This is a genomic window from Acinetobacter sp. NIPH1876, assembly GCF_022808535.1.
Lineage (GTDB): Bacteria > Pseudomonadota > Gammaproteobacteria > Pseudomonadales > Moraxellaceae > Acinetobacter > Acinetobacter higginsii.
Genome location: NZ_JALGBR010000010.1, coordinates 102,547 through 124,891, shown reverse-complemented (window position 1 = coordinate 124,891; position 22,345 = coordinate 102,547). Strand labels below are relative to the sequence as shown.

Annotated in this window: 36 protein-coding genes and 2 pseudogenes; 1 reads left to right on the top strand and 37 read right to left on the bottom strand. The window is 42.1% G+C overall.

Features of this window, described 5'->3' with window-relative positions:
* Nucleotides 1-50: 50 nt before the first annotated feature.
* The 5 genes from rrtA to MN869_RS12405 form a co-directional block, all read right to left on the bottom strand.
* Complete coding sequence (gene rrtA / locus MN869_RS12425; protein WP_243307699.1) at nucleotides 51-629, bottom strand: rhombosortase; 579 nt, start codon at nucleotides 627-629, stop codon at nucleotides 51-53.
* A gap of 75 nt (nucleotides 630-704) precedes the next feature.
* Nucleotides 705-1,823 carry a hypothetical protein gene (locus MN869_RS12420; RefSeq protein ID WP_171550649.1) on the bottom strand — a complete coding sequence of 373 codons (1,119 nt, stop codon included), beginning with the start codon at nucleotides 1,821-1,823 and terminating at the stop codon, nucleotides 705-707.
* Between the two features lie 359 nt (nucleotides 1,824-2,182).
* Nucleotides 2,183-2,383 (bottom strand): hypothetical protein, encoded by a 201-nt coding sequence (locus MN869_RS12415; protein ID WP_004804140.1) that lies wholly within the window; start codon nucleotides 2,381-2,383, stop codon nucleotides 2,183-2,185.
* Nucleotides 2,384-2,590: 207 nt separating this feature from the next.
* Nucleotides 2,591-2,980, bottom strand: coding sequence for a hypothetical protein (locus tag MN869_RS12410; protein ID WP_243307697.1), 390 nt, complete (start codon nucleotides 2,978-2,980; stop codon nucleotides 2,591-2,593).
* The gene (locus MN869_RS12405) at nucleotides 2,973-3,230 is read right to left on the bottom strand and encodes a succinate dehydrogenase assembly factor 2 (protein WP_004804137.1); all 258 of its coding nucleotides are present in this window, start codon (nucleotides 3,228-3,230) and stop codon (nucleotides 2,973-2,975) included. The genes MN869_RS12410 and MN869_RS12405 overlap by 8 nt, the downstream gene beginning before the upstream one ends.
* A 187-nt stretch (nucleotides 3,231-3,417) precedes the next feature.
* Between MN869_RS12405 and MN869_RS12400 the strand changes: the two genes are divergently transcribed.
* A complete protein-coding gene (locus MN869_RS12400) occupies nucleotides 3,418-4,590 on the top strand; it encodes an acyl-CoA dehydrogenase family protein (RefSeq protein ID WP_243307695.1) in 1,173 nt (390 codons plus the stop codon).
* 48 nt (nucleotides 4,591-4,638) lie between these two features.
* Here the strand turns inward: MN869_RS12400 and MN869_RS12395 are convergent, their stop codons facing one another.
* The 32 genes and pseudogenes from MN869_RS12395 to MN869_RS12240 all read right to left on the bottom strand — a co-directional run bounded on the left by MN869_RS12395 (nucleotide 4,639) and on the right by MN869_RS12240 (nucleotide 22,268).
* Nucleotides 4,639-5,139: a DUF2059 domain-containing protein gene (locus MN869_RS12395; protein WP_243307693.1), complete on the bottom strand. Its 501-nt coding sequence runs from the start codon at nucleotides 5,137-5,139 to the stop codon at nucleotides 4,639-4,641.
* A 127-nt stretch (nucleotides 5,140-5,266) separates the two neighbouring features.
* The gene (locus MN869_RS12390) at nucleotides 5,267-6,757 is read right to left on the bottom strand and encodes an NAD(P)/FAD-dependent oxidoreductase (RefSeq protein WP_171550652.1); all 1,491 of its coding nucleotides are present in this window, start codon (nucleotides 6,755-6,757) and stop codon (nucleotides 5,267-5,269) included.
* Between the two features lie 350 nt (nucleotides 6,758-7,107).
* Nucleotides 7,108-7,605 (bottom strand): annotated as a pseudogene (locus tag MN869_RS12385) (GNAT family N-acetyltransferase).
* A gap of 155 nt (nucleotides 7,606-7,760) precedes the next feature.
* Nucleotides 7,761-8,126, bottom strand: coding sequence for a 50S ribosomal protein L17 (gene rplQ / locus MN869_RS12380; RefSeq protein ID WP_004641032.1), 366 nt, complete (start codon nucleotides 8,124-8,126; stop codon nucleotides 7,761-7,763).
* 18 nt (nucleotides 8,127-8,144) lie between these two features.
* On the bottom strand, nucleotides 8,145-9,152 hold the full coding sequence (gene rpoA / locus MN869_RS12375) for a DNA-directed RNA polymerase subunit alpha (RefSeq protein WP_004804125.1): 1,008 nt from the start codon (nucleotides 9,150-9,152) through the stop codon (nucleotides 8,145-8,147).
* An 18-nt stretch (nucleotides 9,153-9,170) separates the two neighbouring features.
* Nucleotides 9,171-9,797, bottom strand: coding sequence for a 30S ribosomal protein S4 (gene rpsD / locus MN869_RS12370; RefSeq protein WP_004657698.1), 627 nt, complete (start codon nucleotides 9,795-9,797; stop codon nucleotides 9,171-9,173).
* A 12-nt stretch (nucleotides 9,798-9,809) separates the two neighbouring features.
* Complete coding sequence (rpsK, locus tag MN869_RS12365; protein ID WP_004281491.1) at nucleotides 9,810-10,196, bottom strand: 30S ribosomal protein S11; 387 nt, start codon at nucleotides 10,194-10,196, stop codon at nucleotides 9,810-9,812.
* A gap of 19 nt (nucleotides 10,197-10,215) precedes the next feature.
* Nucleotides 10,216-10,572: a 30S ribosomal protein S13 gene (rpsM, locus tag MN869_RS12360; protein WP_004804122.1), complete on the bottom strand. Its 357-nt coding sequence runs from the start codon at nucleotides 10,570-10,572 to the stop codon at nucleotides 10,216-10,218.
* A gap of 107 nt (nucleotides 10,573-10,679) precedes the next feature.
* A complete protein-coding gene (gene rpmJ / locus MN869_RS12355) occupies nucleotides 10,680-10,796 on the bottom strand; it encodes a 50S ribosomal protein L36 (RefSeq protein ID WP_000867907.1) in 117 nt (38 codons plus the stop codon).
* A gap of 21 nt (nucleotides 10,797-10,817) precedes the next feature.
* On the bottom strand, nucleotides 10,818-12,137 hold the full coding sequence (gene secY / locus MN869_RS12350) for a preprotein translocase subunit SecY (RefSeq protein WP_171061115.1): 1,320 nt from the start codon (nucleotides 12,135-12,137) through the stop codon (nucleotides 10,818-10,820).
* A 45-nt stretch (nucleotides 12,138-12,182) separates the two neighbouring features.
* A complete protein-coding gene (gene rplO, locus MN869_RS12345) occupies nucleotides 12,183-12,623 on the bottom strand; it encodes a 50S ribosomal protein L15 (protein ID WP_004804120.1) in 441 nt (146 codons plus the stop codon).
* A 3-nt stretch (nucleotides 12,624-12,626) separates the two neighbouring features.
* A complete protein-coding gene (gene rpmD, locus MN869_RS12340) occupies nucleotides 12,627-12,803 on the bottom strand; it encodes a 50S ribosomal protein L30 (protein ID WP_004804119.1) in 177 nt (58 codons plus the stop codon).
* Between the two features lie 6 nt (nucleotides 12,804-12,809).
* Complete coding sequence (gene rpsE, locus MN869_RS12335; protein WP_004657688.1) at nucleotides 12,810-13,307, bottom strand: 30S ribosomal protein S5; 498 nt, start codon at nucleotides 13,305-13,307, stop codon at nucleotides 12,810-12,812.
* A gap of 2 nt (nucleotides 13,308-13,309) precedes the next feature.
* Nucleotides 13,310-13,660 (bottom strand): 50S ribosomal protein L18, encoded by a 351-nt coding sequence (gene rplR / locus MN869_RS12330; RefSeq protein ID WP_004775881.1) that lies wholly within the window; start codon nucleotides 13,658-13,660, stop codon nucleotides 13,310-13,312.
* A gap of 14 nt (nucleotides 13,661-13,674) precedes the next feature.
* Nucleotides 13,675-14,208 carry a 50S ribosomal protein L6 gene (gene rplF / locus MN869_RS12325; protein ID WP_004804118.1) on the bottom strand — a complete coding sequence of 178 codons (534 nt, stop codon included), beginning with the start codon at nucleotides 14,206-14,208 and terminating at the stop codon, nucleotides 13,675-13,677.
* A 13-nt stretch (nucleotides 14,209-14,221) separates the two neighbouring features.
* Nucleotides 14,222-14,617, bottom strand: a complete 396-nt coding sequence (rpsH, locus tag MN869_RS12320) for a 30S ribosomal protein S8 (protein WP_016162200.1) — start codon at nucleotides 14,615-14,617, stop codon at nucleotides 14,222-14,224.
* Nucleotides 14,618-14,628: 11 nt separating this feature from the next.
* The gene (rpsN, locus tag MN869_RS12315) at nucleotides 14,629-14,934 is read right to left on the bottom strand and encodes a 30S ribosomal protein S14 (RefSeq protein ID WP_004641050.1); all 306 of its coding nucleotides are present in this window, start codon (nucleotides 14,932-14,934) and stop codon (nucleotides 14,629-14,631) included.
* A gap of 9 nt (nucleotides 14,935-14,943) precedes the next feature.
* The gene (gene rplE, locus MN869_RS12310) at nucleotides 14,944-15,480 is read right to left on the bottom strand and encodes a 50S ribosomal protein L5 (protein ID WP_004804116.1); all 537 of its coding nucleotides are present in this window, start codon (nucleotides 15,478-15,480) and stop codon (nucleotides 14,944-14,946) included.
* A 15-nt stretch (nucleotides 15,481-15,495) separates the two neighbouring features.
* Nucleotides 15,496-15,813, bottom strand: coding sequence for a 50S ribosomal protein L24 (gene rplX, locus MN869_RS12305; protein WP_004804115.1), 318 nt, complete (start codon nucleotides 15,811-15,813; stop codon nucleotides 15,496-15,498).
* A 9-nt stretch (nucleotides 15,814-15,822) separates the two neighbouring features.
* A complete protein-coding gene (gene rplN / locus MN869_RS12300) occupies nucleotides 15,823-16,191 on the bottom strand; it encodes a 50S ribosomal protein L14 (protein WP_004657680.1) in 369 nt (122 codons plus the stop codon).
* Between the two features lie 92 nt (nucleotides 16,192-16,283).
* The gene (rpsQ, locus tag MN869_RS12295; protein ID WP_004657679.1) at nucleotides 16,284-16,541 is read right to left on the bottom strand and encodes a 30S ribosomal protein S17; all 258 of its coding nucleotides are present in this window, start codon (nucleotides 16,539-16,541) and stop codon (nucleotides 16,284-16,286) included.
* The gene (rpmC, locus tag MN869_RS12290; protein ID WP_000849927.1) at nucleotides 16,538-16,735 is read right to left on the bottom strand and encodes a 50S ribosomal protein L29; all 198 of its coding nucleotides are present in this window, start codon (nucleotides 16,733-16,735) and stop codon (nucleotides 16,538-16,540) included. The genes rpsQ and rpmC overlap by 4 nt, the downstream gene beginning before the upstream one ends.
* Nucleotides 16,735-17,148, bottom strand: coding sequence for a 50S ribosomal protein L16 (rplP, locus tag MN869_RS12285; protein ID WP_004657678.1), 414 nt, complete (start codon nucleotides 17,146-17,148; stop codon nucleotides 16,735-16,737). Before rplP ends, rpmC begins: the two co-directional genes overlap by 1 nt.
* Nucleotides 17,088-17,904 (bottom strand): annotated as a pseudogene (rpsC, locus tag MN869_RS12280) (30S ribosomal protein S3). Before rpsC ends, rplP begins: the two are co-directional and overlap by 61 nt.
* 1 nt (nucleotide 17,905) lies before the next feature.
* Nucleotides 17,906-18,235: a 50S ribosomal protein L22 gene (gene rplV, locus MN869_RS12275; RefSeq protein ID WP_004657676.1), complete on the bottom strand. Its 330-nt coding sequence runs from the start codon at nucleotides 18,233-18,235 to the stop codon at nucleotides 17,906-17,908.
* Between the two features lie 11 nt (nucleotides 18,236-18,246).
* Nucleotides 18,247-18,522 (bottom strand): 30S ribosomal protein S19, encoded by a 276-nt coding sequence (rpsS, locus tag MN869_RS12270; RefSeq protein WP_004641066.1) that lies wholly within the window; start codon nucleotides 18,520-18,522, stop codon nucleotides 18,247-18,249.
* Nucleotides 18,523-18,535: 13 nt separating this feature from the next.
* A complete protein-coding gene (rplB, locus tag MN869_RS12265; protein WP_004804114.1) occupies nucleotides 18,536-19,360 on the bottom strand; it encodes a 50S ribosomal protein L2 in 825 nt (274 codons plus the stop codon).
* An 11-nt stretch (nucleotides 19,361-19,371) separates the two neighbouring features.
* A complete protein-coding gene (gene rplW / locus MN869_RS12260) occupies nucleotides 19,372-19,692 on the bottom strand; it encodes a 50S ribosomal protein L23 (protein WP_004641070.1) in 321 nt (106 codons plus the stop codon).
* Nucleotides 19,689-20,291 carry a 50S ribosomal protein L4 gene (rplD, locus tag MN869_RS12255; RefSeq protein WP_004804113.1) on the bottom strand — a complete coding sequence of 201 codons (603 nt, stop codon included), beginning with the start codon at nucleotides 20,289-20,291 and terminating at the stop codon, nucleotides 19,689-19,691. Before rplD ends, rplW begins: the two co-directional genes overlap by 4 nt.
* 11 nt (nucleotides 20,292-20,302) lie before the next feature.
* On the bottom strand, nucleotides 20,303-20,941 hold the full coding sequence (gene rplC, locus MN869_RS12250; RefSeq protein ID WP_004775888.1) for a 50S ribosomal protein L3: 639 nt from the start codon (nucleotides 20,939-20,941) through the stop codon (nucleotides 20,303-20,305).
* Between the two features lie 59 nt (nucleotides 20,942-21,000).
* Nucleotides 21,001-21,312, bottom strand: a complete 312-nt coding sequence (gene rpsJ / locus MN869_RS12245; protein ID WP_000070912.1) for a 30S ribosomal protein S10 — start codon at nucleotides 21,310-21,312, stop codon at nucleotides 21,001-21,003.
* Between the two features lie 227 nt (nucleotides 21,313-21,539).
* Nucleotides 21,540-22,268 (bottom strand): type 1 glutamine amidotransferase, encoded by a 729-nt coding sequence (locus MN869_RS12240; protein ID WP_004804112.1) that lies wholly within the window; start codon nucleotides 22,266-22,268, stop codon nucleotides 21,540-21,542.
* Nucleotides 22,269-22,345 lie beyond the last annotated feature (77 nt).

Here is a 22,345-nt window from a genome sequence, read left to right as displayed (position 1 = left end):
AATCCCTCGTTGTACCCACTGAAATATTATTAAGCTGGTTTATCCAATGATCATGACATTCTAATTTTTATGTTTTTTATCAATAAATAACTCAAACCACAGAGCAAGCCACCAATGGCACCGATCAAATGTGCCTCGGTCAAGACTGGACTTCCGATTAACTGGGCTGTTCCCGTTTGCCCAAAGGTATTCTCCCAAATCAGTTTGGCGGCTATCAACGCTAGCACCAAAATTGCAAATTTCCGTTCATTCCGATATTGCAAATACACCACACCAACTGCGGTATAGAGACCATGCAAAACGCCAGAAAGCCCGGCATAGGCATCAATATAAGGTAAATAAAAATAAAAAATTAAACTAATGAATGGAGGCAGAATTAATAGCAATGCACCTAGATGCCAGTTGCGTACATGCGGGAAAATAAAAGGTAAACAGGCAAAAGCCATCATATTGAGTAGAAAATGAATCCAACCCACATGCACCCAATGTGCCGTCCAGATACGCCAAAATTCAGTAAATAAAATAGGGCGCCAATAAATAAAATGATCAGCAAACACCTGTAGACAAGCCGATATGGAAATACATATCGCGATCAAAATGATTTTCCTTATCCATATTTGATCTTTCATCTATCGCTTCCCTCTTAAAAAACAGACCTTTTACAAGTTTAGATGTTGCACTGGTAAAAGGTCGTTTAATTCAGGTTACTCAGTTGGTGTTTCTTGTGTTGGTGCAGCCTGATCTTGCGCTGGTGCAGCCTGATCTTGAGCAGGAGCTCCGTCACCACCACCATCAAAGAGTGAATCTAACTCTGCTGAGCTCTCTTGTTTGTCATCCCAGAATGAAGTTAAACCCTCATCGCCGGCTCTTACACCTGTATTTTCAGTCCAATAACGATCTGCAATACCACGAACCATTAAGCCAGCCATCTTATCAATCAATCTAAACTGTGGATTCGCAGGTTTATCATCGCCAGTTGCCGCAGCATAAGAACGGAATGCATCCCGTAACTTGGCATCATCACCGCTGGCTTGGGCTGCAACAGCATATAAAGCATGTGCAAGACGTACACCTTTTTTCTCACCAATTGCCATGGATTGCTTCATGGTGGCATAAGGCTCTGGTTTACCATCACCTGCACCCGGTAAAAGCGTCCAGATTACCGCACGGGTTGCCATTGGTGCACCCCAGAACTTTTCATTGTCCAGACACGCCATACCGCGTTCAACAATACCTGCAATATCTTTAGGTACATTGATCGCACCACCAGAGTTAATATCGTTGGTCATGGCTTGTAAACCACTCACCATACCGAGTAAATAAACGGTTTGGTCTAGATCATTACGCATGGTTGGGCATGAATCGCCTAACTTATATTTGTATTTAGTTTCCCAACGATTAGCAAACAGCTGATAACCCGCATATTGACGTTCAGCAGCAATCGCCGCCCAACGTTTCTGTTCAATACGTGCATCTTGCGCTTCAGATACTTGTCCTGCTTTAGACGCACGTAAATAACGTAATTCAGCTTCTAAAGCTTGGTTCTCGGCACACACACCTGCTGCCGTATAAAGTAGGACTGCCATCCGAGTCGGATCAGCACCCATATCTTTGGTGGACATCACTGCAGGGGTTAAAGCATTCCCTGAGTTACATACCATTTCAGCATCATCCATCGACAAAATCGGTGGAACAATATGCTTTTCACCAAAACCAAGTGCCACATTGGCACCTGTTTTAATTACATATGAACATCCTGATAGCATTGATGTTGTCAATACAGCAACCGCCACACCTTGCCCAATTTTATGGAGTCTAGACATACTTCCTGTCCCTCTAATAATTTGTTTTTTCCTTTTAGCTGTACATTATCAGATGCATAACCTGAATTAAAGAGTAATTGCTCTAATTTTAACCTAGACATTTTGACACATATCACAGAGGAAGGAATTGACACTTGGGCGGCTAAACACAAATTTCAGGCAAAAAAAAGTAGCATTGCGACGGTTCAGCACATGCTACTTATTAACTGGTAAAATCGTGAAACTCTTTATATTTTAGTTTTGTTGAAAATAATCCTTGAGTAATGTTCCAGCTCTTCCTACTACGATCGCCATAACGATTGCAATTACTAGAAACATCCACATTGAAATCTCCATAGAGACCTCCTACACTTGCGTATCTACTTTTGATAGATACTAGATTGGCGTTCACCATCGATATTCACGGGAGAGTGATATATTGACGACACTTTCAATCTCTTTCTCTTGGTCACGACAACTTGACGTGATTCAAGAAATTCCCTGAGTAAAGTTCCTGCTCTTCCTACTACAATCGCAAAAATGATTGCGACCACCAGAAACGACCATGTTGGAATTTCCATTTTGGACCTCCACCATACTTTACGTTGGTGTTTGTACTTTAACGAAAATAAATCAGACTTGATCGTCGGATTGTCTGACAATCATGATTTTCACTATTTTTTAGAGTATTTAATCTAACAATTTAAACAAGATAAACTTTAATTCTAATTAAGATATTGAAATTTATATTTTTATTAATTTTATACAGTTGTAGAATTGTCGAACAATCATCCCAGTTTTGCGCGTAATTTTAGCTTTTTCCATTGCGAATGTGACAATTGATCCCACCAAATAATGCAATTTTTATTCTTTTGATGAGAAAAATACAGCGAAATATAAAGTTGGTGATCCAATATTTTGACGATCTGTCTACGCTGGATCGTTAAGGCTGGATCAGAAAACTCAAATGAACACTCTTGATGATCCAAGTATTCAAATCGTCTAATTTGAGGTTGTTTCAAAAATAAAAACCAAGCGACGCTCATCATGCAGAAGCATAGTAGCCAAATCCATAAGGCAAGTAAGGAATAGGTTAAACTAAGCATGGCAATGAAAATCAAGAGCTGCAATACCATCGCAAAACGACTGCGTTGCAGCTCGAAAACACCATTAGCCATGGACATAGTGTTTTAATTTTAAAATAAAATCTTTTAATTCTGCACGAGGCGGTTCCCCAACCTCCATAAACCAATCCAATAAATCTGGGTCTTCTTGATCGACCAACTCCGCAAATAATGCCTTTTCAGCAATATCAGCTGTCAGGTAATGGTTTTTAACATAAGGATCAAAATACACATCGATTTCTTTTAAACCGCGACGCGCACGATACACAACCTTACGCTCTTCCAGTGTCATTTCATCAGACATTATTGGCTCCGCAATGCAACAATTTTCCCATAGTGTACCCGATCTACCCAATGAAGTTCTGAGAGATTTTTCTCAAGTGACCAAATACATCAATCAAATTGAGCATTGATCACATTGTTCACTATTTTCGATTTCTTGTATGGTGATGACGATGACTTAAATCCAACACACTAGGGAAAAATAACAAATGCAATCAGGTGCTATTCGTCCAATTCCAAACATGCTCCCACGCAAACTGTTTACTTCAGACCACGAAGCATTCCGCGAGACCGTGCGTAAATTCTATGAGAAAGAAGTTGTTCCAAATATTGAAAAATATGAGACACAACAACATGTAGATCGTGATTTATGGAATAAAGCGGGGGCACTTGGTCTGCTCTGCACAACAATGCCTGAACAATACGGAGGTTCTGGTGTCGATCGTCTTTACAGTATGATTCTGATTGAAGAACAAGCTTATGCCATGGATTCAAGTACCGGTTTCTCGCTGCACTCAGATATCGTTGCCAACTACGTCAACAACTTTGGCAATGAAGTACAGAAACAACATTGGTTGCCGAAAATGGCCACAGGCGAAGCAGTCACTGCGATTGCCATGACCGAACCTGGCACAGGCTCAGACTTACAAGCGGTGCGTACTACTGCGGTACTGGATGGCGATGAATATGTCATCAATGGTTCAAAAATCTTTATTACCAATGGTTATTTATGTGACATGGCGATTGTGGTCTGTAAGACAGGCAACAATGAAAAAGGTTCAGCCAATTTATCGCTACTTATTGTCGAAGCAGATCGTGCTGGTTTTAGCAAAGGCAAACCTTTGAATAAAATCGGGATGAAAGGCCAAGATACTTGTGAATTGTTCTTTGATAATGTCCGTGTACCGAAAGAAAATTTACTCGGTATGGAAGGCATGGGCTTTATCATGTTGATGAAAGAGCTCGCTTGGGAACGTATGCTGGTCGCGATTATCTGTCAAGCAGGTGCTGAAGCAGCCTTTGCACATACCGTGCAATACACCAAAGATCGTAAAGCATTCGGCAAAGCCATTAGCACCTTCCAAAATACTCGCTTTAAACTGGCGGAATTGCGTACTGAAATTGATTTCTGTCGCACCTATCTCGATCGTTGTATGGAATTACAACTTGAAGAAAACTTAGGTGTGGATGCAGCTGCGGCTGCGAAATACAAAATTTCCGACATGTTCTCAAAAGTTGTAGATGACTGCTTACAGCTACATGGCGGCTATGGTTATATGCTGGAATATCCAATTGCCCGTGCTTATATCGACAACCGTGCCAATCGTATTTATGCAGGTACCAATGAAATTATGAAAGAGCTCATTTCCCGCACACTCTAAATATCAATACAACAAAGGGATCGTGCCCGATGCGCGATCCCTTTTTATTTATTTCGATTCAGTTTTTTCAGTTGTTTGAACGGGCTGCGGATTCATCCTTGCCATCAGCTGCTTCACTTTTGGATTCTCAATATATTGTTGCATAGTGGTATTCAACGCAGTACGCGCATTTTGTGTCGTGAAATGCGCCACTTCACTGCCCACATCACTGGCTTTCTTTGCCCAAGCCTTTCCTTCCACAGATTGATAGAAGGTCAATGCAGCCTGTAACTCTTTCTGGCTAAAACTTTCCACATAACGTTGCACGATAAATTGCTTACGCTGTTCACTATTCAAATTTTTGCTTAAATCGGTATAAAAACTTTCAGGTAAGTCTTTTGGCAAACGCATACGAATTTGCTCTAAAATCATTTTATCAGTGTTTTGCAAACCTTGTTCTGTCCCGTCAACAGATACCAGCTTTTGTGCAATCGCTTCTTTTTGTTTTGCATCATCGGCAAACACCAATGTACTGAATAATAATGTCCCTAAGATGATGATTTTTTTCATCGTATTATCCTTAATCAAAATTTTCTAATGTGCTCAATATACGCGATATTGATCGAATTTAAAGCCTGATTGCAAATAAAAAACCCCATGCTTATGCATAGGGTTTTTTAATAAATTCAATAAATAATTACGACACTAGCTTTGGCTTACGATCGACTTGCTCACCACGTTTATGGAATTGTAGGACCACATCATTGAATGATGCATCTTTCAATTCTTTACGATCCGCAAGGTAGTTATTGGTGATCTTCCACGGTGCTTTTTTACCTTGTTTTGGCATCACATCTGCTGCACGTGCAATATAACCTGAAGACATTTTACCCATAATGGTATCTTGCTCACGCAATGCTGGATCTGCATGGGCGATGACTTCATCATAGCCATTTTTGTCCATATGATTTAGCAAACGACAGATATAATCCGCAGCAATATCAACTTTCAATGTCCATGATGCATTGATATAACCAATGATCATCGCCATATTTGGTACATCACTGACCATCACACCTTGATAAAGCATGTGTTGAGAGGTATCCATTGGCTTACCATCGATTGTGCCTTTCACGCCACCCAAGATTTGGATTTCCAAACCTGTTGCTGAAATCACAATATCTGCTTCAAGGTGTTTACCAGACTTCAACTGGATACCATTTGCCGTGAACTTCTCAATTTGATCCGTTTCAACATTGGCTCGACCTTCACGCAACGCTTTAAATAAATCACCATCTGGCACGACACATAAACGTTGATCCCAAGGGTTGTAGCTCGGTGTAAAGTGTTTCATATCCACTTTACCCTTTAACTGCAACTCAATGCCTTTCAACAATAAACGACGTACTGTTTTTGGATATTTTTGTGCCAATGCATAAATACCACGTTGCATCCCAATATTACGTGCACGGGTGAATTTATAAGCGGTTTCCTCAGACATAAATTTACGGGTTTTTTCATAAATGAAGTCAATTGAAGGAATCGTCGCAATATAAGAAGGAGAACGCTGTAACATGGTCACATGCCCTGCTCCACCTTTCACCATTGAAGGAACAAGGGTAATCGCTGTTGCACCACTACCAATAATAACGACTTTCTTACCTGTGTAATCTAGGTTTTCAGGCCAGTGTTGTGGATGGATCAATTGGCCTTTGAAATCTTCTTGTTTTGGGAATTTCGGTGCATAACCTTGATCATAGTTATAGTAGCCAGTACAACCCATCACGAAGTTTGCTGACCAAGTTTGCTTTTTCTTGTTACTGTCTTCAATTTCAACAGCCCATTTTTTCTTTGCAGAATCGTAGTTTGCAGAAAGAACTCGATGACCAAAATGAATTTTATCTTTTAACTGATTTTCACTGATCACATCGCTTAAATAACCTTTAATCTCAGCACCGCTCGCCAATACTTTGTCTTTTGCCCATGGTTTAAAATTAAAACCAAAGGTTGACATATCCGAGTCAGAACGAATCCCAGGGTAACGGAATAAATCCCAAGTCCCACCAAAGCTATCACGACGTTCTAAGATTTCGAATTTACGTTGTGGACAGTTCTTTGAGAGATGCACAGCTAGCCCAATCCCAGAGATACCTGCACCAATAATTAATACATCAACTTGCTTTTCCATTTTTTTTATACCCTGTATAAACCATGACTTTATTAAAGCACAAATTTGACAATACGCAATGTCAAGTTTGGTCATTCATCGGTTTTTTCATATCACTTCGGGACATTTTTAAGAAATTGATAGGTAAAAAATCCTGAGATTTTTGCTTGGATTTCTCCTATTAGCGGATTTGCTTTATTAAAGAATAAGAATAGATACACGCTCTAAATACTTAACAACATGCTCTATTCAATATCTGTAGGGAACCACTTTTAAAGAAATAGCTCGGGATAAAACGTTATGTAGAAATAGATGTTTTAGCAATTTTTAGATCGTAGCTTTAATCTCTAATAGAAGATGTCATCGATACGCTAGAGTAAAAATAGTTTCATCAAAATCTCATCCGTATATTCTGCGTTATTTTTTAATGCTTTTGACTCTACCCCATAAGTTTGAAAGCCAAACTTTTGATAAAGCTTAATTGCTGGCTGATTATCATCAGCGACAATCAGTAAAATTTGCTCTAGATATTCTTTACTATGTTCAATAACAGTCGTGAGCAATCTATTTGCTATTCCTAAGCCTTAAAACTCAGGTTCAATAAATACACTTGATAAATAAGCCTTATGAGAAAGCTTTGTTGCGGCCTCTCGGGTTATAGTCGCTAAACCAATAATTCTGTCTTTGTGATAAACACCAAAGATGGTTGAACTAGATAAGCAACTCTCAAAAAAACTGAATGGTTTCACTACTTCTATACTATAAGTAGAACCAAACATTTCAGGGGCCTTTGCTAATGCTGAAAGTCTGATTGTTCTAAAATCATTCAGCTCATTCGCACCTAGAATTTTAATCTCAATACTTAGCATATCTGTCTATTTGAATTTTTATAGTCCTGAAGCCTAATTCAGCAGAAGACTCAATCTAAAATTATGCTCAAAAGTCATTAAAAATGAATAATAAAAAAGACCGGTTATTACACCGGTCTTTTTTGGAACAACTGACTGTTCTACACGTAGAAGTATTATTTTACTTCACGGTCAACGAGTTCAACGTAAGCCATCGGTGCAGCATCACCTGCACGGAAGCCCGCTTTAAGAACACGAAGATAACCGCCGTTACGTTCTTTGTAACGAGGGCCAAGAACGGTAAATAATTTACCAACAGTTGCTGCAGAACGAGTACGAGCAAACGCTAAACGACGGTTTGCTACTGTATCGTTTTTAGCTAAAGTGATTAAAGGCTCAGCAACGCGGCGAAGTTCTTTCGCTTTAGGTAAAGTTGTTTTAATTAACTCGTGCTCAACTAAAGCATTCGTTAAATTTTGGAACAACGCCTTACGGTGGCTGCTGGTACGGCCTAATTTCACACCACTATTACGATGACGCATGGTGATAGTCCTACTTAATTAACGGCTACGATAGGCAAAACGGTCATCCATACGGAGACTAGCTGGTGGCCAGTTCTCTAAACGCATGCCGAGTTGTAAACCTTTCGAAGCCAAAACATCTTTGATCTCTGTTAACGATTTTTTACCTAAGTTAGGAGTTTTTAACAACTCAACTTCAGTACGTTGAACAAGATCACCAATGTAGTAAATATTTTCTGCCTTCAAACAGTTAGCAGAACGAACAGTTAGCTCGAGATCATCTACTGGACGAAGCAAGATTGGGTCAACTTCTTCGCGAGGCTCTTGAGCAACAGGCGTTTGATCTTTCTGAAGATCAACAAAAATTGCAATTTGTTGTTGCAAGATTGTTGCCGCTTTGCGGATTGCTTCTTCTGGATCAACAGTTCCGTTAGTCTCAAGATCAATCACTAACTTATCAAGATCGGTACGTTGTTCAACACGAGCATTTTCTACTGTGTATGAAACACGCTTGATTGGGCTATAAGAAGCATCTAACTGTAAACGACCTACAGGACGTGTTTCACCTTCAGGGAAACGCGAGTCAGATGTTTCATAACCACGACCTTGAGAAACTTTAAGGCGCATTTTTAATGAACCTGTAGAACTCAAAGTACCGATTAAATGATCAGGGTTAACCACTTCAACATTGTGAGGTAAACGAAGGTCAGCTGCAGTTACGTCACCTGCCCCTTGTTTCTCTAATGTCAAATATGCTTCGTTTTGATCGAACAGCTTAATAGACAATCCTTTTAGGTTCAGCAAGAGCTCGACGATGTCCTGCTGCAAGCCTTCTAAAGTACTGTACTCGTGCTCGACACCTTCTATTTCTACTTCAACCACAGCAGCGCCAGGTAAAGAAGACAATAGAATGCGACGTAAAGCATTACCTAGAGTATGACCAAAGCCACGCTCTAAAGGTTCCAGAATCACTTTTGCCGAGGTCCCGCTCACCGCTTCGACCTTGATCGCTTGCGGAGTTAGAAACTCGTTTGCAGTACGCGTCATTTATTGCTACCTCAAGGATTATTTAGAATACAATTCTACAATCAAGCTTTCGTTGATTTCAGCAGGTAAATCAGAACGATCTGGTGCAGCTTTAAACGTACCTTCTAACTTAGAATGGTCAATTTCCATCCAAGCAGGGATACCACGTTGAGCAGCTAATTCAATTGCGTTTTTAATACGTAATTGTTGTTTAGCGCCTTCGTGTACTGCAATTACATCACCAGCTTTAACTTGGATAGATGCAATGTTAACACGACGACCGTTCAAAGTGATGCTACGGTGAGATACTAACTGACGAGCTTCTGCACGTGTAGAACCAAAACCCATGCGATAAACAACGTTATCAAGACGGCTTTCAAGCAATTTCAACAAGTTTTCACCTGTTGCGCCTTTCACACGAGCAGCTTCTTTGTAGTAGTTACTAAATTGACGCTCTAACACACCGTACATACGACGTACTTTTTGTTTTTCACGTAATTGTAGTGAGTACTCTGATTGTTTGCTACCACGAGCTCCGCCATGTTGGCCAGGAGCTTTAGCATGTTTTTTAGTCTTAACGTCAAACGGTTTAACGCCAGATTTTAATTGCAGGTCTGTCCCTTCGCGGCGAGAGAGTTTGCATTTTGGACCAATATAACGAGCCATGAATGTTTCTCCTTACACGCGACGTTTTTTAGGTGGACGGCAACCGTTGTGCGGAATTGGAGTCACATCGGTAATGCTGTTAATTTTATAACCCACTGCACCTAATGCACGAACCGCAGATTCACGACCAGGACCAGGACCTTTTACAAGGACGTCCAAGTTTTTCAAACCGTAGTCTAAAGCAGCTTTACCAGCAACTTCAGCAGCTACCTGAGCAGCAAACGGTGTTGATTTACGTGATCCACGGAAGCCTTGTCCACCTGAGGTAGCCCAAGCCAATGCATTACCTTGACGATCGGTAATCGTAACAATGGTGTTATTAAAAGAAGCGTGAATGTGTGCGACACCTTCAGAGACGGTACGAGTGACCTTCTTGCGTGCGCGAGTATCTTTAGCCATCTTTTAGCTTCCAGAAATCTTATTTCTTAATCGGTTTGCGCGGACCTTTACGGGTACGTGCGTTAGTTTTGGTGCGTTGTCCACGGACAGGCAAGCTGCGACGATGACGAAGACCGCGGTAGCAGCCTAAATCCATTAAACGTTTAATGTTCATGGAAATTTCGCGACGTAAATCACCTTCGGTCGGAACCTTAGCAACTTCTGCACGAATCGCATCAAGCTGAGCATCATCTAATTCACGGATTTTTGTAGTTTCAGCAATACCAACAGCAGCTAAGATATTCTTAGACGTGTGGCGACCTACACCAAAAATATACGTGAGAGAGATAACAGCATGCTTGTTATCCGGAATGTTTACACCGGCAATACGAGCCATTCAATTTTCTCCAAAAAGGCAGTCAAGATAATCAACCGCCCCACAAAAATCTTGAGGGGCGGATAATAACCTAATTAGCCTACTGAAATCAACAGGTCTTAATTAAATTAACCTTGACGCTGCTTATGACGAGGTTCTGCGCTACAAATTACGCGAATAACCCCATTACGACGGATAACTTTACAGCTACCACAAATTTTCTTTACAGAAGCTTGTACTTTCATGATGAAACCTTCTAAGTGCGCTTATCCCTTAGGATGAGCAGTCGTTTTTCTCATTAACGTTTGATTATCATATTGATGCGAAGTAAGGTGCGCTTGGAGTTGTGCCATAAAGTCCATTACGACTACGACAACAATCAATAAAGATGTTCCACCCAAATGGAATGGAATACCAAACGAACTTTGCAGTACCATAGGCATTAAACACACTACAGTAATGTAAATTGCACCAATGAAGGTCAAACGGTTAAGAATATGATCTAAATAACGAGCCGTTTGCTCACCTGGGCGGATACCAGGCACATATGCCCCGCTACGCTTTAAATTCTCTGATACTTCTTTCGGGCTAAAAACTAGCGCAGTATAGAAATAACAGAAGAAGATAATTAACGCGCCAAAGAGCATTAAATACAACGGCTGTCCAGGCGATAACACCAATGCCAGATCTTGTAAGCTACGTTTCACAATCCCTGCATTTGGATCAGCACTTCCCAACCATTGTCCCAAGCTCGCTGGAAATAATAACAATGAGCTTGCAAAAATCGCTGGAATTACACCCGCCATGTTAATTTTTAACGGCAAATGTGTTTGCTGTGCAGTAAATACACGACGACCTTGCTGTTTTTGTGCATAGTTTACTGGGATCCGACGTTGTGCTTTTTCAATAAACACGATCGCAGCTAAAACGGCTAATGAGAGTAAACCGAATACAGCTAAACCTATTAAACTACCCTGACCATTTTGTACAGACGTAAACGACTGAATTACGAGATTTGGCAAACCTGCCACAATCCCCGCAAAAATGATCATCGAGATACCATTACCAACACCACGTTCGGTAATTTGCTCGCCCAACCACATCAAGAACATTGTTCCAGCAACTAACGAAGTTACTGCTGGAACGTAGAATGCCAAGCCTGACGTTAAGGTAATACCTTGACTAATCAGGCCAGCACACATCCCTACACCTTGCACGAGTGCAAGGAATAAGGTGCCGTAGCGTGTATATTGATTGATCTTACGTTTGCCTTGCTCGCCTTCTTTTTTCAAAGCTTCTAGCGAAGGAACTACCGTAGACATGAGCTGCACGATAATCGATGCAGAAATGTACGGCATAATCCCTAACGCCAGAATCGACATGCGTTCTAATGCACCACCAGAGAACATGTTAAATAAACCTAAGAAGGTACCTTCATTAGCTTTAAAAAACTGTGCTAGCGCTACATTATCAATCCCCGGCAACGGAATATGCGCTCCTAGTCGAAAGACCAATAACGCGCCAATCAAAAACATTAATCGACGAATAATTTCACGGTATTTCACATGAAATGGTTGGCCTTTCATCATGTTTACATGACCAGAAGAACTAGGAGTCATAGACACTCGAGATTACTCCTCGACTTTACCGCCAGCAGCTTCAACAGCAGCTTTAGCGCCTTTAGTCAACACAACACCTTTAACAGTGAATGCGCGAGTGATTTCACCAGAAAGAACGATGCGAGCACGAATTTGGTCACGACGAACAACATTCGCAGCTTTTAAAGTTTCAAGGCTAACAACATCACCTTCAACTTTATTCAACTCAGACAAACGTACTTCAGCAGTTTTCAAAGCGATTTGGCTAGTGAAACCGAATTTAGGCAAACGACGATATAACGCAGTTTGACCGCCTTCAAAGCCTGGACGAGTACCACCACTTTTACGTGAGTTTTGACCTTTGACACCACGGCCACCAGTCTTACCAACGCCAGAACCGATACCACGGCCTAAACGACGGTTATCACGCTTAGCACCTTCTGCAGGTGCAAGTTCATTTAAACGCAGAGTCATGGCTTATTCCTCTACACTAACCATATAGTAAACTTTGTTGACCATACCACGGTTAGAAGGCGTATCTTGCACTTCTACAGTATGACCAATACGACGCAGACCTAAACCTTTAAGGCAAAGTTTATGATTTTTTAAACGATGCGAAGAAGATTTAGTCTGGGTAACTTTAATCGTTTTCATGATTGATTACCCTTGAATTTGTTCTACTGAAAGACCACGTTTCGCAGCGACTTTCTCAGGAGAAGTCATATCACGCAAACCTTTGAAAGTTGCGTTTACTACGTTAGCAGCATTTGTAGAACCATAACATTTAGCAAGTACGTTATGTACACCTGCAGCTTCAAGAACAGCACGCATAGCGCCACCAGCAATTACGCCAGTACCTTCTGAAGCAGGTTGCATGTATACACGGCTTGCGCCATGACGAGCATTCACAGGGTGTTGTAAAGTAGTACCCGCAAGGTCTACAGTAATCATGTTACGACGAGCAGCTTCAAGTGCTTTAGAAATAGCAGCTGGAACTTCACGTGCTTTACCACGACCAAAACCTACGCGACCATTACCATCGCCCACAACAGTTAATGCTGTGAAAGAGAAGATACGACCACCTTTAACAACCTTGGCTACACGATCAACGGCAACCAGCTTTTCAACGAGACCTTCGTTTTGTTCAACTTTCGCCATGATTAGAACTCCAAGCCGCCTTCACGAGCAGCATCAGCCAAGGCTTTGATACGACCATGATATTTAAAACCAGAACGGTCAAATGCAACTTTGGTAACACCAGCTGCTTTAGCACGTTCTGCGATCAAAGCACCAACTTTCGTAGCTGCATCTACATTACCTGTAGTACCGCTACGTAAAGATGCATCTAAAGTTGAAGCTTGCGCTAAAACTTTTCCACCATCTGCTGAAATAACTTGCGCATAGATGTGACGCGGCGTGCGGTTTACACACAAACGAGTCGCACCCAATGCACGAATGTGCAAGCGTGTGCTTTTCGCACGACGCAAACGGGTTTGTTTCTTTTCGTTCATAAGAACCTCGCGCCTTATTTCTTCTTAGCTTCTTTACGAAGAATAACTTCATCCGAATAACGAACACCTTTACCTTTATATGGTTCAGGAGAACGGTATGCACGGATTTCCGCTGCCACTTGACCTAACAACTGCTTGTTTGCTGACTTCAAAATGATTTCAGTAGCAGTTGGAGTTTCCGCTGTTACACCTTCAGGTAAAGCGTAGTCAATCGGGTGTGAGTAACCAAGGTTAAGGTTTACAGAAGTACCCTTAACCGCAGCTTTATAACCAACACCAACAAGCTGTAACTTACGTTCGAAGCCTTCGCTAACACCTTTTACAAGGTTGTTCAATACAGCGCGAGCAGTACCAGCCTGCATCCAAGCGTCTTTCGACTCTTTAGCTGGAGCAAGTTGAAGTTTACCTTCTTCCTGTTTTAGCTCGACCAGCGCATGCAGGTTGAAAGACAATGTACCTTTGCTGCCTTTCACTTCGACCTGCCGGCCGTTCTGAGTAACTGTTACACCATTCGGTACAGTTACTGGGGCTTTAGCCACACGAGACATGAGGAATCACCTATTAAGAAACAAAAGCAATAACTTCACCACCAACGCCTGCAGCACGTGCAGCGCGATCAGTCATGATGCCTTTGCTTGTAGAAACAATTGCAATACCTAAACCTTGCTTAACGCTAGGAATTTTATCTTTACCGCGATATTGGCGTAGACCTGGACGGCTTACACGCTTAACGGTTTCGATAACAGGCTTGCCTTCGAAATATTTTAAAGTAATTGTCAAAGTAGCTTTTGCTTCTTCAGAAGCAACTTCTACATTTGAAATATAACCTTCTTGTTGAAGTACGTTTGCAATTGAAACTTTCAACTTAGAAGAAGGCATAGAAACAGTTTGTTTCTTCGCCATTTGTGCGTTACGAACACGTGTTAACATGTCGGCAACGGTATCTTGCATACTCATTTAGTCGCTCCTTACCAGCTTGCCTTAACAACGCCTGGTACATCACCCTGCATTACTGTGTCACGTAATTTGTTACGGCTTAAACCGAACTTACGGAAGTAACCATGAGGACGACCAGTTAAACCACAACGGTTACGAAGACGTACTGGAGATGCGTTACGCGGCAATGCCTGTAACTTTAATGTCGCTTCGAAACGTTCTTCGTCACTTGCATTTACATTTGCAATCGTTGCTTTTAATTCAGCACGTTTTGCAGCGTATTTAGCAACTGTCTTTTCGCGTTTCAATTCGCGATTAATCATACCTTTCTTAGCCATATCGACCTCTTATTTGAACGGGAAGCCGAATGCACGCATAAGCGCACGGCCTTCGTCATCGCTACGAGCAGTTGTCGTAATAGTGATGTCTAAACCACGGATACGATCAATCTTGTCAAAATCGATTTCAGGGAAAACGATTTGCTCTTTTAAACCCATAGAGTAGTTACCACGACCATCAAATGATTTCGAAGAGAAACCACGGAAGTCACGGATACGAGGGATTGCGATCGAGATCAAACGATCCAAGAATTCGTACATTTGGTCGCCGCGTAAAGTAACTTTACAACCGATCGGCCAACCATCACGGATTTTGAAACCAGCGATTGATTTACGAGCAAGTGTCACAACTGGTTTTTGACCAGCAATGAGTTGCATATCAGCAACAGCGCCATCTAATAATTTCTTATCAGTTGCAGCTGCGCCTACACCCATGTTTAGAGTGATTTTTGTGATGCGAGGAATATCCATCACATTCTTAACGCTAAGTTCTTCTTGTAACTTTGCTTTAAGTTCGTCGTTGTAACGTGCTTTAAGTCTGGCCATTGCCTTTTCAACCTATTACTTCGCTACCGCCACTGATTCACCATTTGATTTATAAACACGAGTTTTCGCGCCATCAATCACTTGGTAACCAATACGGTCAGCCTTTTGGGTTGTAGCATTAAAAATTGCCACGTTTGAAATATGAAGCGTAGCCTCTTGAGTAACGATGCCGCCTTCAGCGCCAGTTACACGGTTTGGCTTTTGATGCTTCTTCACTAAGTTAAGGCCTTCGACCTTAACTCGATCTTCAGAAACTGACAAAACGATACCTTGTTTGCCTTTTTCTTTACCTGCGATCACAATTACTTGATCGCCTTTTTTAATCTTAGCCATGATTGCCTCTTATAGAACTTCAGGAGCCAATGAAATGATTTTCATGAACTGTTCAGTACGAAGTTCACGAGTCACTGGTCCGAAGATACGAGTCGCAATCGGAGCTTTGTTGTTGTTCAAAATAACAGCTGCGTTATCGTCGAAACGAATAACTGAACCGTCTGGACGACGGATGCCGAACTTTGTACGAACAACTACAGCATTCATCACGTCACCTTTTTTAACACGTGCGCGTGGAATTGCTTCTTTTACAGTAACTTTAATAATATCGCCAACTGAAGCATAACGACGGTGTGAACCACCAAGTACTTTAATACATTGTACGCGGCGTGCACCACTATTGTCTGCTACGTCGAGCATACTTTCGGTTTGAATCATTGCCCTACTCCAAAACCGAGCATCACCGGTCACAATTTCGAAAGGCTCAAAGAGTACTCGAAATTGTCCGATGATGCAACAAGAACGTCTAATTACTCAGCAGCAGCTTCAACTACTTCCACTAAAGTCCAAGCTTTAGTTTTAGAAATTGGGCGGCTTTCTTTGATGGTTACCAAGTCGCCTAATTTAGCAACATTGTTCTCATCATGAGCGTGTAATTTAGTTGAACGGCGGATTGATTTGCCATACAACGGGTGTTGAACGCGGCGTTCAATAAGCACAACAATAGACTTGTCCATTTTGTCGCTTACGACTTTGCCGGTTAACGTGCGGACTGTTTTTTCACTCATTGTCCGTTCCCCTGTTTTTCGGTAAGGAGTGTCTTAATACGAGCAATTGTCTTACGAGCAATTTGCACTTCATGCGATTTGCCTAGTTGACCAGTTGCTTTCGCCATACGAAGACGGAATTGGTTAAGCTGTTGCTCATCAAGCAAAGCTTTCAACTCTTCTACCGACTTTTCACGTAGATCTTTAGTTTTCATTACATCACCGTCCGAGTCACGATAGTGGTTTTAAACGGGAGTTTAGCAGCAGCTAAAGCAAAAGCTTCACGCGCTAACTCATCGCTAACACCTTCAATTTCGTACAGGATCTTACCTGGCTGGATCTGACAAACCCAGTATTCCACGCTACCCTTACCTTTACCCATACGTACTTCTAATGGTTTTTCGGTAATTGGTTTGTCTGGGAATACGCGGATGAAGATTTTACCACCACGTTTGATACGACGGCTAATGGTACGACGTGCAGCTTCAATCTGACGCGCAGTCATACGACCACGTTCAGTTGCTTTAATTGCAATCGAACCAAATGATACTGTACTACCACGATGCGCTAGACCAGTGTTACGGCCTTTGTGCACTTTACGGAATTTGGTACGTTTAGGTTGCAACATGGATTATTCTCCCTTGTCAGCAGCACGGTCACCGCGACGTCCACGACGCTCTTGACCTTCACCACGACCACGACCACGTTTAGCTGGACGCTCTTCAGCAGGAGCAGGGTTCATGACTTGTTTCATGCCACCTAAGATCTCACCACGGAAAATCCAAACTTTAACACCGATCGTACCGTATGTTGTTTCTGCGCGCATAGTTGCATAGTCGATGTCAGCACGAAGCGTATGCAAAGGTACACGACCTTCACGATACCACTCAGTACGAGCAATCTCTGCACCACCTAAACGGCCAGAAACTTCAACTTTGATACCTTTAGCGCCAGCACGCATTGTGTTTTGAACCGCACGCTTCATAGCACGACGGAACATAACACGCTTTTCTAATTGAGAAGCAATCGCTTCAGCAACTAAACGTGCGTCCAAGTCAGGGCGATCAATTTCATTGATGCTAACTTGAGCTGGAACACCCATAATGTTGGTGAGTTCGCGCTGTAATTTCTCAATATCTTCGCCTTTTTTACCGATAACGATACCAGGACGAGCAGTGCTAATTGTTACTTTAGCAGCGCCTGTAGGACGTTCGATAAGAATATTGCTGATCATCGCGTTTTTAAGTTTTTTAGTTAAAAACTCACGAACTTGAAGATCTTTAAGCAAATATTCAGCGTATTGTTTCGGACTCGCATACCAGTTAGCGTTATGACGTTTCACAACACCTAGGCGGATACCGATTGGATGAACCTTCTGACCCATATCAAACCCCTACCTTAACGGTGATGTGACAAGTACGCTTAGTAATACGATCTGCACGGCCTTTAGCACGTGGCATGATACGTTTAAGGCTCATGCCTTCATCAACGTAAATCGTAGTTACTTTAAGGTCATCAACATCTAAGCTGTTGTTGTGTTCAGCATTCGCGATTGCAGATTCAAGTGCTTTTTTAACGAGCACAGCTGCTTTCTTGTTGCTGAAGTTCAAAATGTCTATCGCACGTGCAACCGACTTACCACGGATCAAATCAGCAACTAAACGTGCTTTTTGTGCCGAGATAGCGGCACCGCGTAATTTAGCAGTTACTTCCATCATAGCACCTATTAACGTTTAGACTTCTTATCAACACCGTGACCACGATAGGTACGAGTTGGCGCGAATTCACCCAATTTATGACCAACCATGTGTTCAGTAACAATTACTGGAACGTGGTTACGGCCATTGTGAACAGAAATTGTTAAACCAACAAAGTCTGGAAGGATCATTGAACGACGTGACCAAGTTTTGATCGGCTTACGGTTGTTAGCAGCAATCGCAGCTTCAACCTTAGCGAACAAATGCGCGTCGACGAATGGACCTTTTTTTAATGAACGAGGCATTATTCAGATTCCCTTACTTGACGCGACGGTCGCGAATAATCATCTTAGTCGTACGCTTATTGGTACGTGTCTTGTACCCTTTAGCTTTTTGACCCCATGGACTTACAGGTTGAATACCTTTACTACGTCCTTCACCACCACCGTGTGGATGGTCTACTGGGTTCATCGCCATACCACGAACGGTAGGACGAATACCACGCCAGCGCGCAGCACCAGCTTTACCCAATGAACGAAGGTTGCTTTCTTGGTTAGAAACTTCACCAATTACAGCACGACATTCAACATGGACTTTACGCATTTCACCAGAACGTAAACGAACGATAGCGTAAGAACCATCACGACCCAACAACTGAACTGAAGTACCAGCAGAACGTGCTAATTGAGCACCTTTACCGATTTTAAGTTCAAGGTTATGCAAGGTAGAACCGATTGGCATGTTACGAAGTGGTAAGCAGTTACCTGGACGAATTGGAGCATCGTTACCAGATTGAACTTTATCACCAGCACGTAGGCCTTTAGGCGCAATGATGTAACGACGTTCACCGTCAGCATATTTCAATAAAGCAATATGAGCTGTACGGTTAGGATCGTATTCAATACGCTCTACAGTCGCAGGAATACTGTCTTTGTTACGTTTAAAGTCAACAATACGGTAGTTTTGCTTATGACCACCACCCACGTGACGTGTAGTGATGTGACCATTGTTATTACGACCACCAGTACGTTTTTTAGCTTCTACCAACGGTGCATAAGGAGCGCCTTTGTGAAGATGGTCATGAACCACTTTCTCTACAAAGCGACGTCCTGGAGACGTTGGCTTACATTTTTGAATTGGCATAATTCTCGTCCTTATTCCGCTGCGTTTTCAGCGGTATCGCCCAAGTCAGCCATTTCTACATCTTGGCCAGCTTTCAGGGTGACGTATGCTTTTTTCACATCAGAACGACGTCCTAATGTTTTACCAAAGCGTTTTGTTTTACCTTTAGTGATCGTTGTATTGATTTTTACAACTTCAACACCAAAGAGCTGCTCAACTGCTTTCTTGATTTCAAGTTTGTTTGCATTTAATGCAACCTTGAACACTTGAACACCAGCAGTGTCACCTAAAACTTGTGCTTTTTCTGAGAATACTGGTCCTAATAGGACTTGATAGATACGTTCGTTGTTCATCCGAGTTCTACCTCAATTTTCTTAGCAGCAGCTACAGACATTACAACTTTATCAAATGCGATCAAGCTAACAGGATCAATAGCAGTAGCATCAACCACATCAACGTGTGGAAGGTTGCGAGCTGCGAGATACAAGTTCTCATCTACAGCATCTGTAATGATCAATGCGCGAGTTGCATTCAAGTCTGTAAGTTTTGCAAGCAAGTCTTTAGTTTTTGGAGCTGCAACAGCAAACTCTTCAACCAATACAAGACGATCTTGGCGAACAAGTTCAGCTAAGATACATTGCATTGCACCGCGATACATCTTACGGTTTACTTTTTGAGACCAATCTTGTGGGCGAGCAGCAAAAGTTTTACCACCACCAACCCAGATTGGGCTACGAATAGAACCCGCACGAGCGCGACCAGTACCTTTTTGACGGAATGGCTTTTTACCACCGCCAGAAACATCTGCACGTGATTTGTGAGCACGAGTACCTTGACGACCACCAGCTAAGTAAGCTGTAACAACTTGGTGTACAAGAGCTTCGTTAAATTCACGTCCGAAAGCAACTTCAGACAATTCAACAGCAGAGCCGGAAACAGTTTTTAAATTCACAGTATTTCCCCTCAGGCCTTGATGGTAGGACGTACAACAACGTCACCGCCAGTTGAACCAGGAATAGCACCCTTAACAACTAAAACAGAACGTTCAGCGTCAATAGATACAATTTCAAGACCTTGAACTGTTACGCGTTCGTCACCTAAGTGACCAGCCATTTTCTTGCCTTTGAACACGCGACCAGGTGTCTGGTTTTGACCTGTAGAACCTAATACACGGTGAGATACTGAGTTACCATGAGTAGCATCTTGCGTACGGAAATTCCAACGCTTAACACCACCTTGGAAACCTTTACCTTTTGACTGACCAGTTACGTCAACAATTTGACCAACTGTGAACAGATCAACACCGATAGAAGCACCCACTTCACGGCCTTCAAGCTCAGCTTCAGTAACACGGAACTCTTTAACTAAACGACCAGCAGCAACACCCGCTTTCGCGAAGTGACCTTTCTGAGCGTTAGTTACGCGCGATTCGCGACGTTCACCAGTAGTTACTTGAATTGCTTGATAACCATCAGTTTCAAGTGTTTTGATTTGCGTAATGCGGTTTGGATCGACTTCGATAACTGTAACAGGTACAGATACACCAGCATCTGTAAAGACGCGAGTCATACCACATTTGCGACCGACTAAACCAATAGCCATGTGCATAAACCTCTAAAAAAGCGGCCTAATTAACTTAAAAAGTTAATCAACCGAAAGCCTTAACCCAAAGCGATCTGAACATCAACACCAGCAGCAAGATCTAACTTCATCAATGCATCAACAGTTTTATCTGTTGGTTGAACGATGTCGATCAAACGCTTATAAGTGCGGATTTCGTACTGATCACGAGCGTCTTTGTTGACGTGTGGTGAAGTAAGAACGTTGAAGCGTTCGATGCGAGTAGGCATCGGAATTGGACCACACACTTGTGCGCCAGTACGCTTAGCGGTTTCTACGATCTCTTGAGCAGATTGATCAATCAGACGATGATCAAAAGACTTCAAACGGATACGAATTCTCTGGTTAGACATACCAGTAAACTCCAAGCCAAATATATAAAGAATCACCCATGACGCACCTCACCATTCTGGTAAGTGTCAAGGGCAGTGAAAATCACTAAGGTCATGATCGATGCCACGACTGTAATGCGTTAACTACTTTCTTCGTAGTAAACGCCCTCCATTTGAGGGTCGCTCATTATAACGATTGTTTAAGTCTTATGCAATTCTTCTTTTCATTTTTTAAGCAATCAATCCTGCTATGCACTCACGACATAATCAATTGCTTGATTCAGCAAACGATTGCCCTGTTCAAATTTACTTTTGATAGTTCTTTTTAATTCAGATATCGGTTGTACATATTCACCATTAAAAACCGCCATATCCTCTTCATTCTCAATCAACAGTGCCAAGGTCTGTGGTGTCATTTCTGGATGAAACTGAAACCCAAGAACATTACGTCCAATCTGATACATTTGATTTCGGCAGACTTTATTCTCGGCTAAGCGCACCCCGCCTTTTGGAATTTCAAAAGTTTCACTATGCCATTGTAATATATTCAATTGTTCTGGAATCTGAAAATAATCCTCAGGCACATGCGAGGCACGCCCCACATCCATCCAGCCGAGTTCTTGGTACGGATTACGGCTCACGGCTGCCCCAAGAGCATTGGCAATTAACTGCCCACCCAAGCACAAGCCAATGGCAGGTTTACCCGCAGCCAAATAGCGTCGCAACCACCTTTTTTCGAGTTTTAACCATGGATAATTTGCTTCATCATTCACACTCATGGTTCCCCCCATAATAATCAGGAGATCAACCTCATCTACTCGCGGTAAGGCCTCTAATTCCAAGGGTAAATCGACGGGTAATGCAAAAAACTCTGTTGCGGTAATTTTTGCTTTATGTGCTTTTAAAAAGTCATAGCAACTGCCAAAACCTTCGCCAGCAATGTGCTGAAAATAATGCACTCTTAAATGCGACTTCATGCGCTAAAACCTATTTATCGTTAGAATGATAATTAGTCTTAGCAAAAATAAAGCCAGTTTTGAGCAATCGTATTAAT

What these genes read in the sequence shown, in the direction of transcription:
- rpsJ (WP_000070912.1), bottom strand. Translation starts at nt 21,312, where the DNA reads ATGTCTAACCAGAGAATTCGTATCCGTTTGAAGTCTTTTGATCATCGT.
- rpsN (WP_004641050.1), bottom strand. Translation starts at nt 14,934, where the DNA reads ATGGCTAAGAAAGGTATGATTAATCGCGAATTGAAACGCGAAAAGACA.
- rplR (WP_004775881.1), bottom strand. Translation starts at nt 13,660, where the DNA reads ATGAACGAAAAGAAACAAACCCGTTTGCGTCGTGCGAAAAGCACACGC.
- rplN (WP_004657680.1), bottom strand. Translation starts at nt 16,191, where the DNA reads ATGATTCAAACCGAAAGTATGCTCGACGTAGCAGACAATAGTGGTGCA.
- rpsS (WP_004641066.1), bottom strand. Translation starts at nt 18,522, where the DNA reads ATGCCTCGTTCATTAAAAAAAGGTCCATTCGTCGACGCGCATTTGTTC.
- rplP (WP_004657678.1), bottom strand. Translation starts at nt 17,148, where the DNA reads ATGTTGCAACCTAAACGTACCAAATTCCGTAAAGTGCACAAAGGCCGT.
- rpoA (WP_004804125.1), bottom strand. Translation starts at nt 9,152, where the DNA reads ATGACGCGTACTGCAAACGAGTTTCTAACTCCGCAAGCGATCAAGGTC.
- MN869_RS12400 (WP_243307695.1), top strand. Translation starts at nt 3,418, where the DNA reads ATGCAATCAGGTGCTATTCGTCCAATTCCAAACATGCTCCCACGCAAA.
- rplO (WP_004804120.1), bottom strand. Translation starts at nt 12,623, where the DNA reads ATGACTCTGCGTTTAAATGAACTTGCACCTGCAGAAGGTGCTAAGCGT.
- MN869_RS12240 (WP_004804112.1), bottom strand. Translation starts at nt 22,268, where the DNA reads ATGAAGTCGCATTTAAGAGTGCATTATTTTCAGCACATTGCTGGCGAA.
- secY (WP_171061115.1), bottom strand. Translation starts at nt 12,137, where the DNA reads ATGAAAGGCCAACCATTTCATGTGAAATACCGTGAAATTATTCGTCGA.
- rpsD (WP_004657698.1), bottom strand. Translation starts at nt 9,797, where the DNA reads ATGGCTCGTTATATTGGTCCAAAATGCAAACTCTCTCGCCGCGAAGGG.
- rpsE (WP_004657688.1), bottom strand. Translation starts at nt 13,307, where the DNA reads ATGGCGAAAGTTGAACAAAACGAAGGTCTCGTTGAAAAGCTGGTTGCC.
- rplV (WP_004657676.1), bottom strand. Translation starts at nt 18,235, where the DNA reads ATGGAAGTAACTGCTAAATTACGCGGTGCCGCTATCTCGGCACAAAAA.
- rplQ (WP_004641032.1), bottom strand. Translation starts at nt 8,126, where the DNA reads ATGCGTCATCGTAATAGTGGTGTGAAATTAGGCCGTACCAGCAGCCAC.
- MN869_RS12410 (WP_243307697.1), bottom strand. Translation starts at nt 2,980, where the DNA reads ATGGCTAATGGTGTTTTCGAGCTGCAACGCAGTCGTTTTGCGATGGTA.
- rrtA (WP_243307699.1), bottom strand. Translation starts at nt 629, where the DNA reads ATGAAAGATCAAATATGGATAAGGAAAATCATTTTGATCGCGATATGT.
- rplB (WP_004804114.1), bottom strand. Translation starts at nt 19,360, where the DNA reads ATGCCAATTCAAAAATGTAAGCCAACGTCTCCAGGACGTCGCTTTGTA.
- rplW (WP_004641070.1), bottom strand. Translation starts at nt 19,692, where the DNA reads ATGAACAACGAACGTATCTATCAAGTCCTATTAGGACCAGTATTCTCA.
- rpmD (WP_004804119.1), bottom strand. Translation starts at nt 12,803, where the DNA reads ATGAAAACGATTAAAGTTACCCAGACTAAATCTTCTTCGCATCGTTTA.
- rpmC (WP_000849927.1), bottom strand. Translation starts at nt 16,735, where the DNA reads ATGAAAACTAAAGATCTACGTGAAAAGTCGGTAGAAGAGTTGAAAGCT.
- rplX (WP_004804115.1), bottom strand. Translation starts at nt 15,813, where the DNA reads ATGGCTAAGATTAAAAAAGGCGATCAAGTAATTGTGATCGCAGGTAAA.
- rplC (WP_004775888.1), bottom strand. Translation starts at nt 20,941, where the DNA reads ATGGCTATTGGTTTAGTCGGTCGCAAATGTGGTATGACTCGCGTCTTT.
- MN869_RS12390 (WP_171550652.1), bottom strand. Translation starts at nt 6,757, where the DNA reads ATGGAAAAGCAAGTTGATGTATTAATTATTGGTGCAGGTATCTCTGGG.
- MN869_RS12420 (WP_171550649.1), bottom strand. Translation starts at nt 1,823, where the DNA reads ATGTCTAGACTCCATAAAATTGGGCAAGGTGTGGCGGTTGCTGTATTG.
- MN869_RS12395 (WP_243307693.1), bottom strand. Translation starts at nt 5,139, where the DNA reads ATGAAAAAAATCATCATCTTAGGGACATTATTATTCAGTACATTGGTG.
- rpsH (WP_016162200.1), bottom strand. Translation starts at nt 14,617, where the DNA reads ATGAGTATGCAAGATACCGTTGCCGACATGTTAACACGTGTTCGTAAC.
- MN869_RS12415 (WP_004804140.1), bottom strand. Translation starts at nt 2,383, where the DNA reads ATGGAAATTCCAACATGGTCGTTTCTGGTGGTCGCAATCATTTTTGCG.
- rpsK (WP_004281491.1), bottom strand. Translation starts at nt 10,196, where the DNA reads ATGGCTAAAGATACTCGCGCACGCAAGAAGGTCACTCGTACCGTCTCT.
- MN869_RS12405 (WP_004804137.1), bottom strand. Translation starts at nt 3,230, where the DNA reads ATGTCTGATGAAATGACACTGGAAGAGCGTAAGGTTGTGTATCGTGCG.
- rplE (WP_004804116.1), bottom strand. Translation starts at nt 15,480, where the DNA reads ATGGCCAGACTTAAAGCACGTTACAACGACGAACTTAAAGCAAAGTTA.
- rpsQ (WP_004657679.1), bottom strand. Translation starts at nt 16,541, where the DNA reads ATGAGTGAAAAAACAGTCCGCACGTTAACCGGCAAAGTCGTAAGCGAC.
- rplF (WP_004804118.1), bottom strand. Translation starts at nt 14,208, where the DNA reads ATGTCTCGTGTGGCTAAAGCCCCAGTAACTGTACCGAATGGTGTAACA.
- rpsM (WP_004804122.1), bottom strand. Translation starts at nt 10,572, where the DNA reads ATGGCTCGTATTGCCGGTGTAAACATTCCGGATAACAAGCATGCTGTT.
- rpmJ (WP_000867907.1), bottom strand. Translation starts at nt 10,796, where the DNA reads ATGAAAGTACAAGCTTCTGTAAAGAAAATTTGTGGTAGCTGTAAAGTT.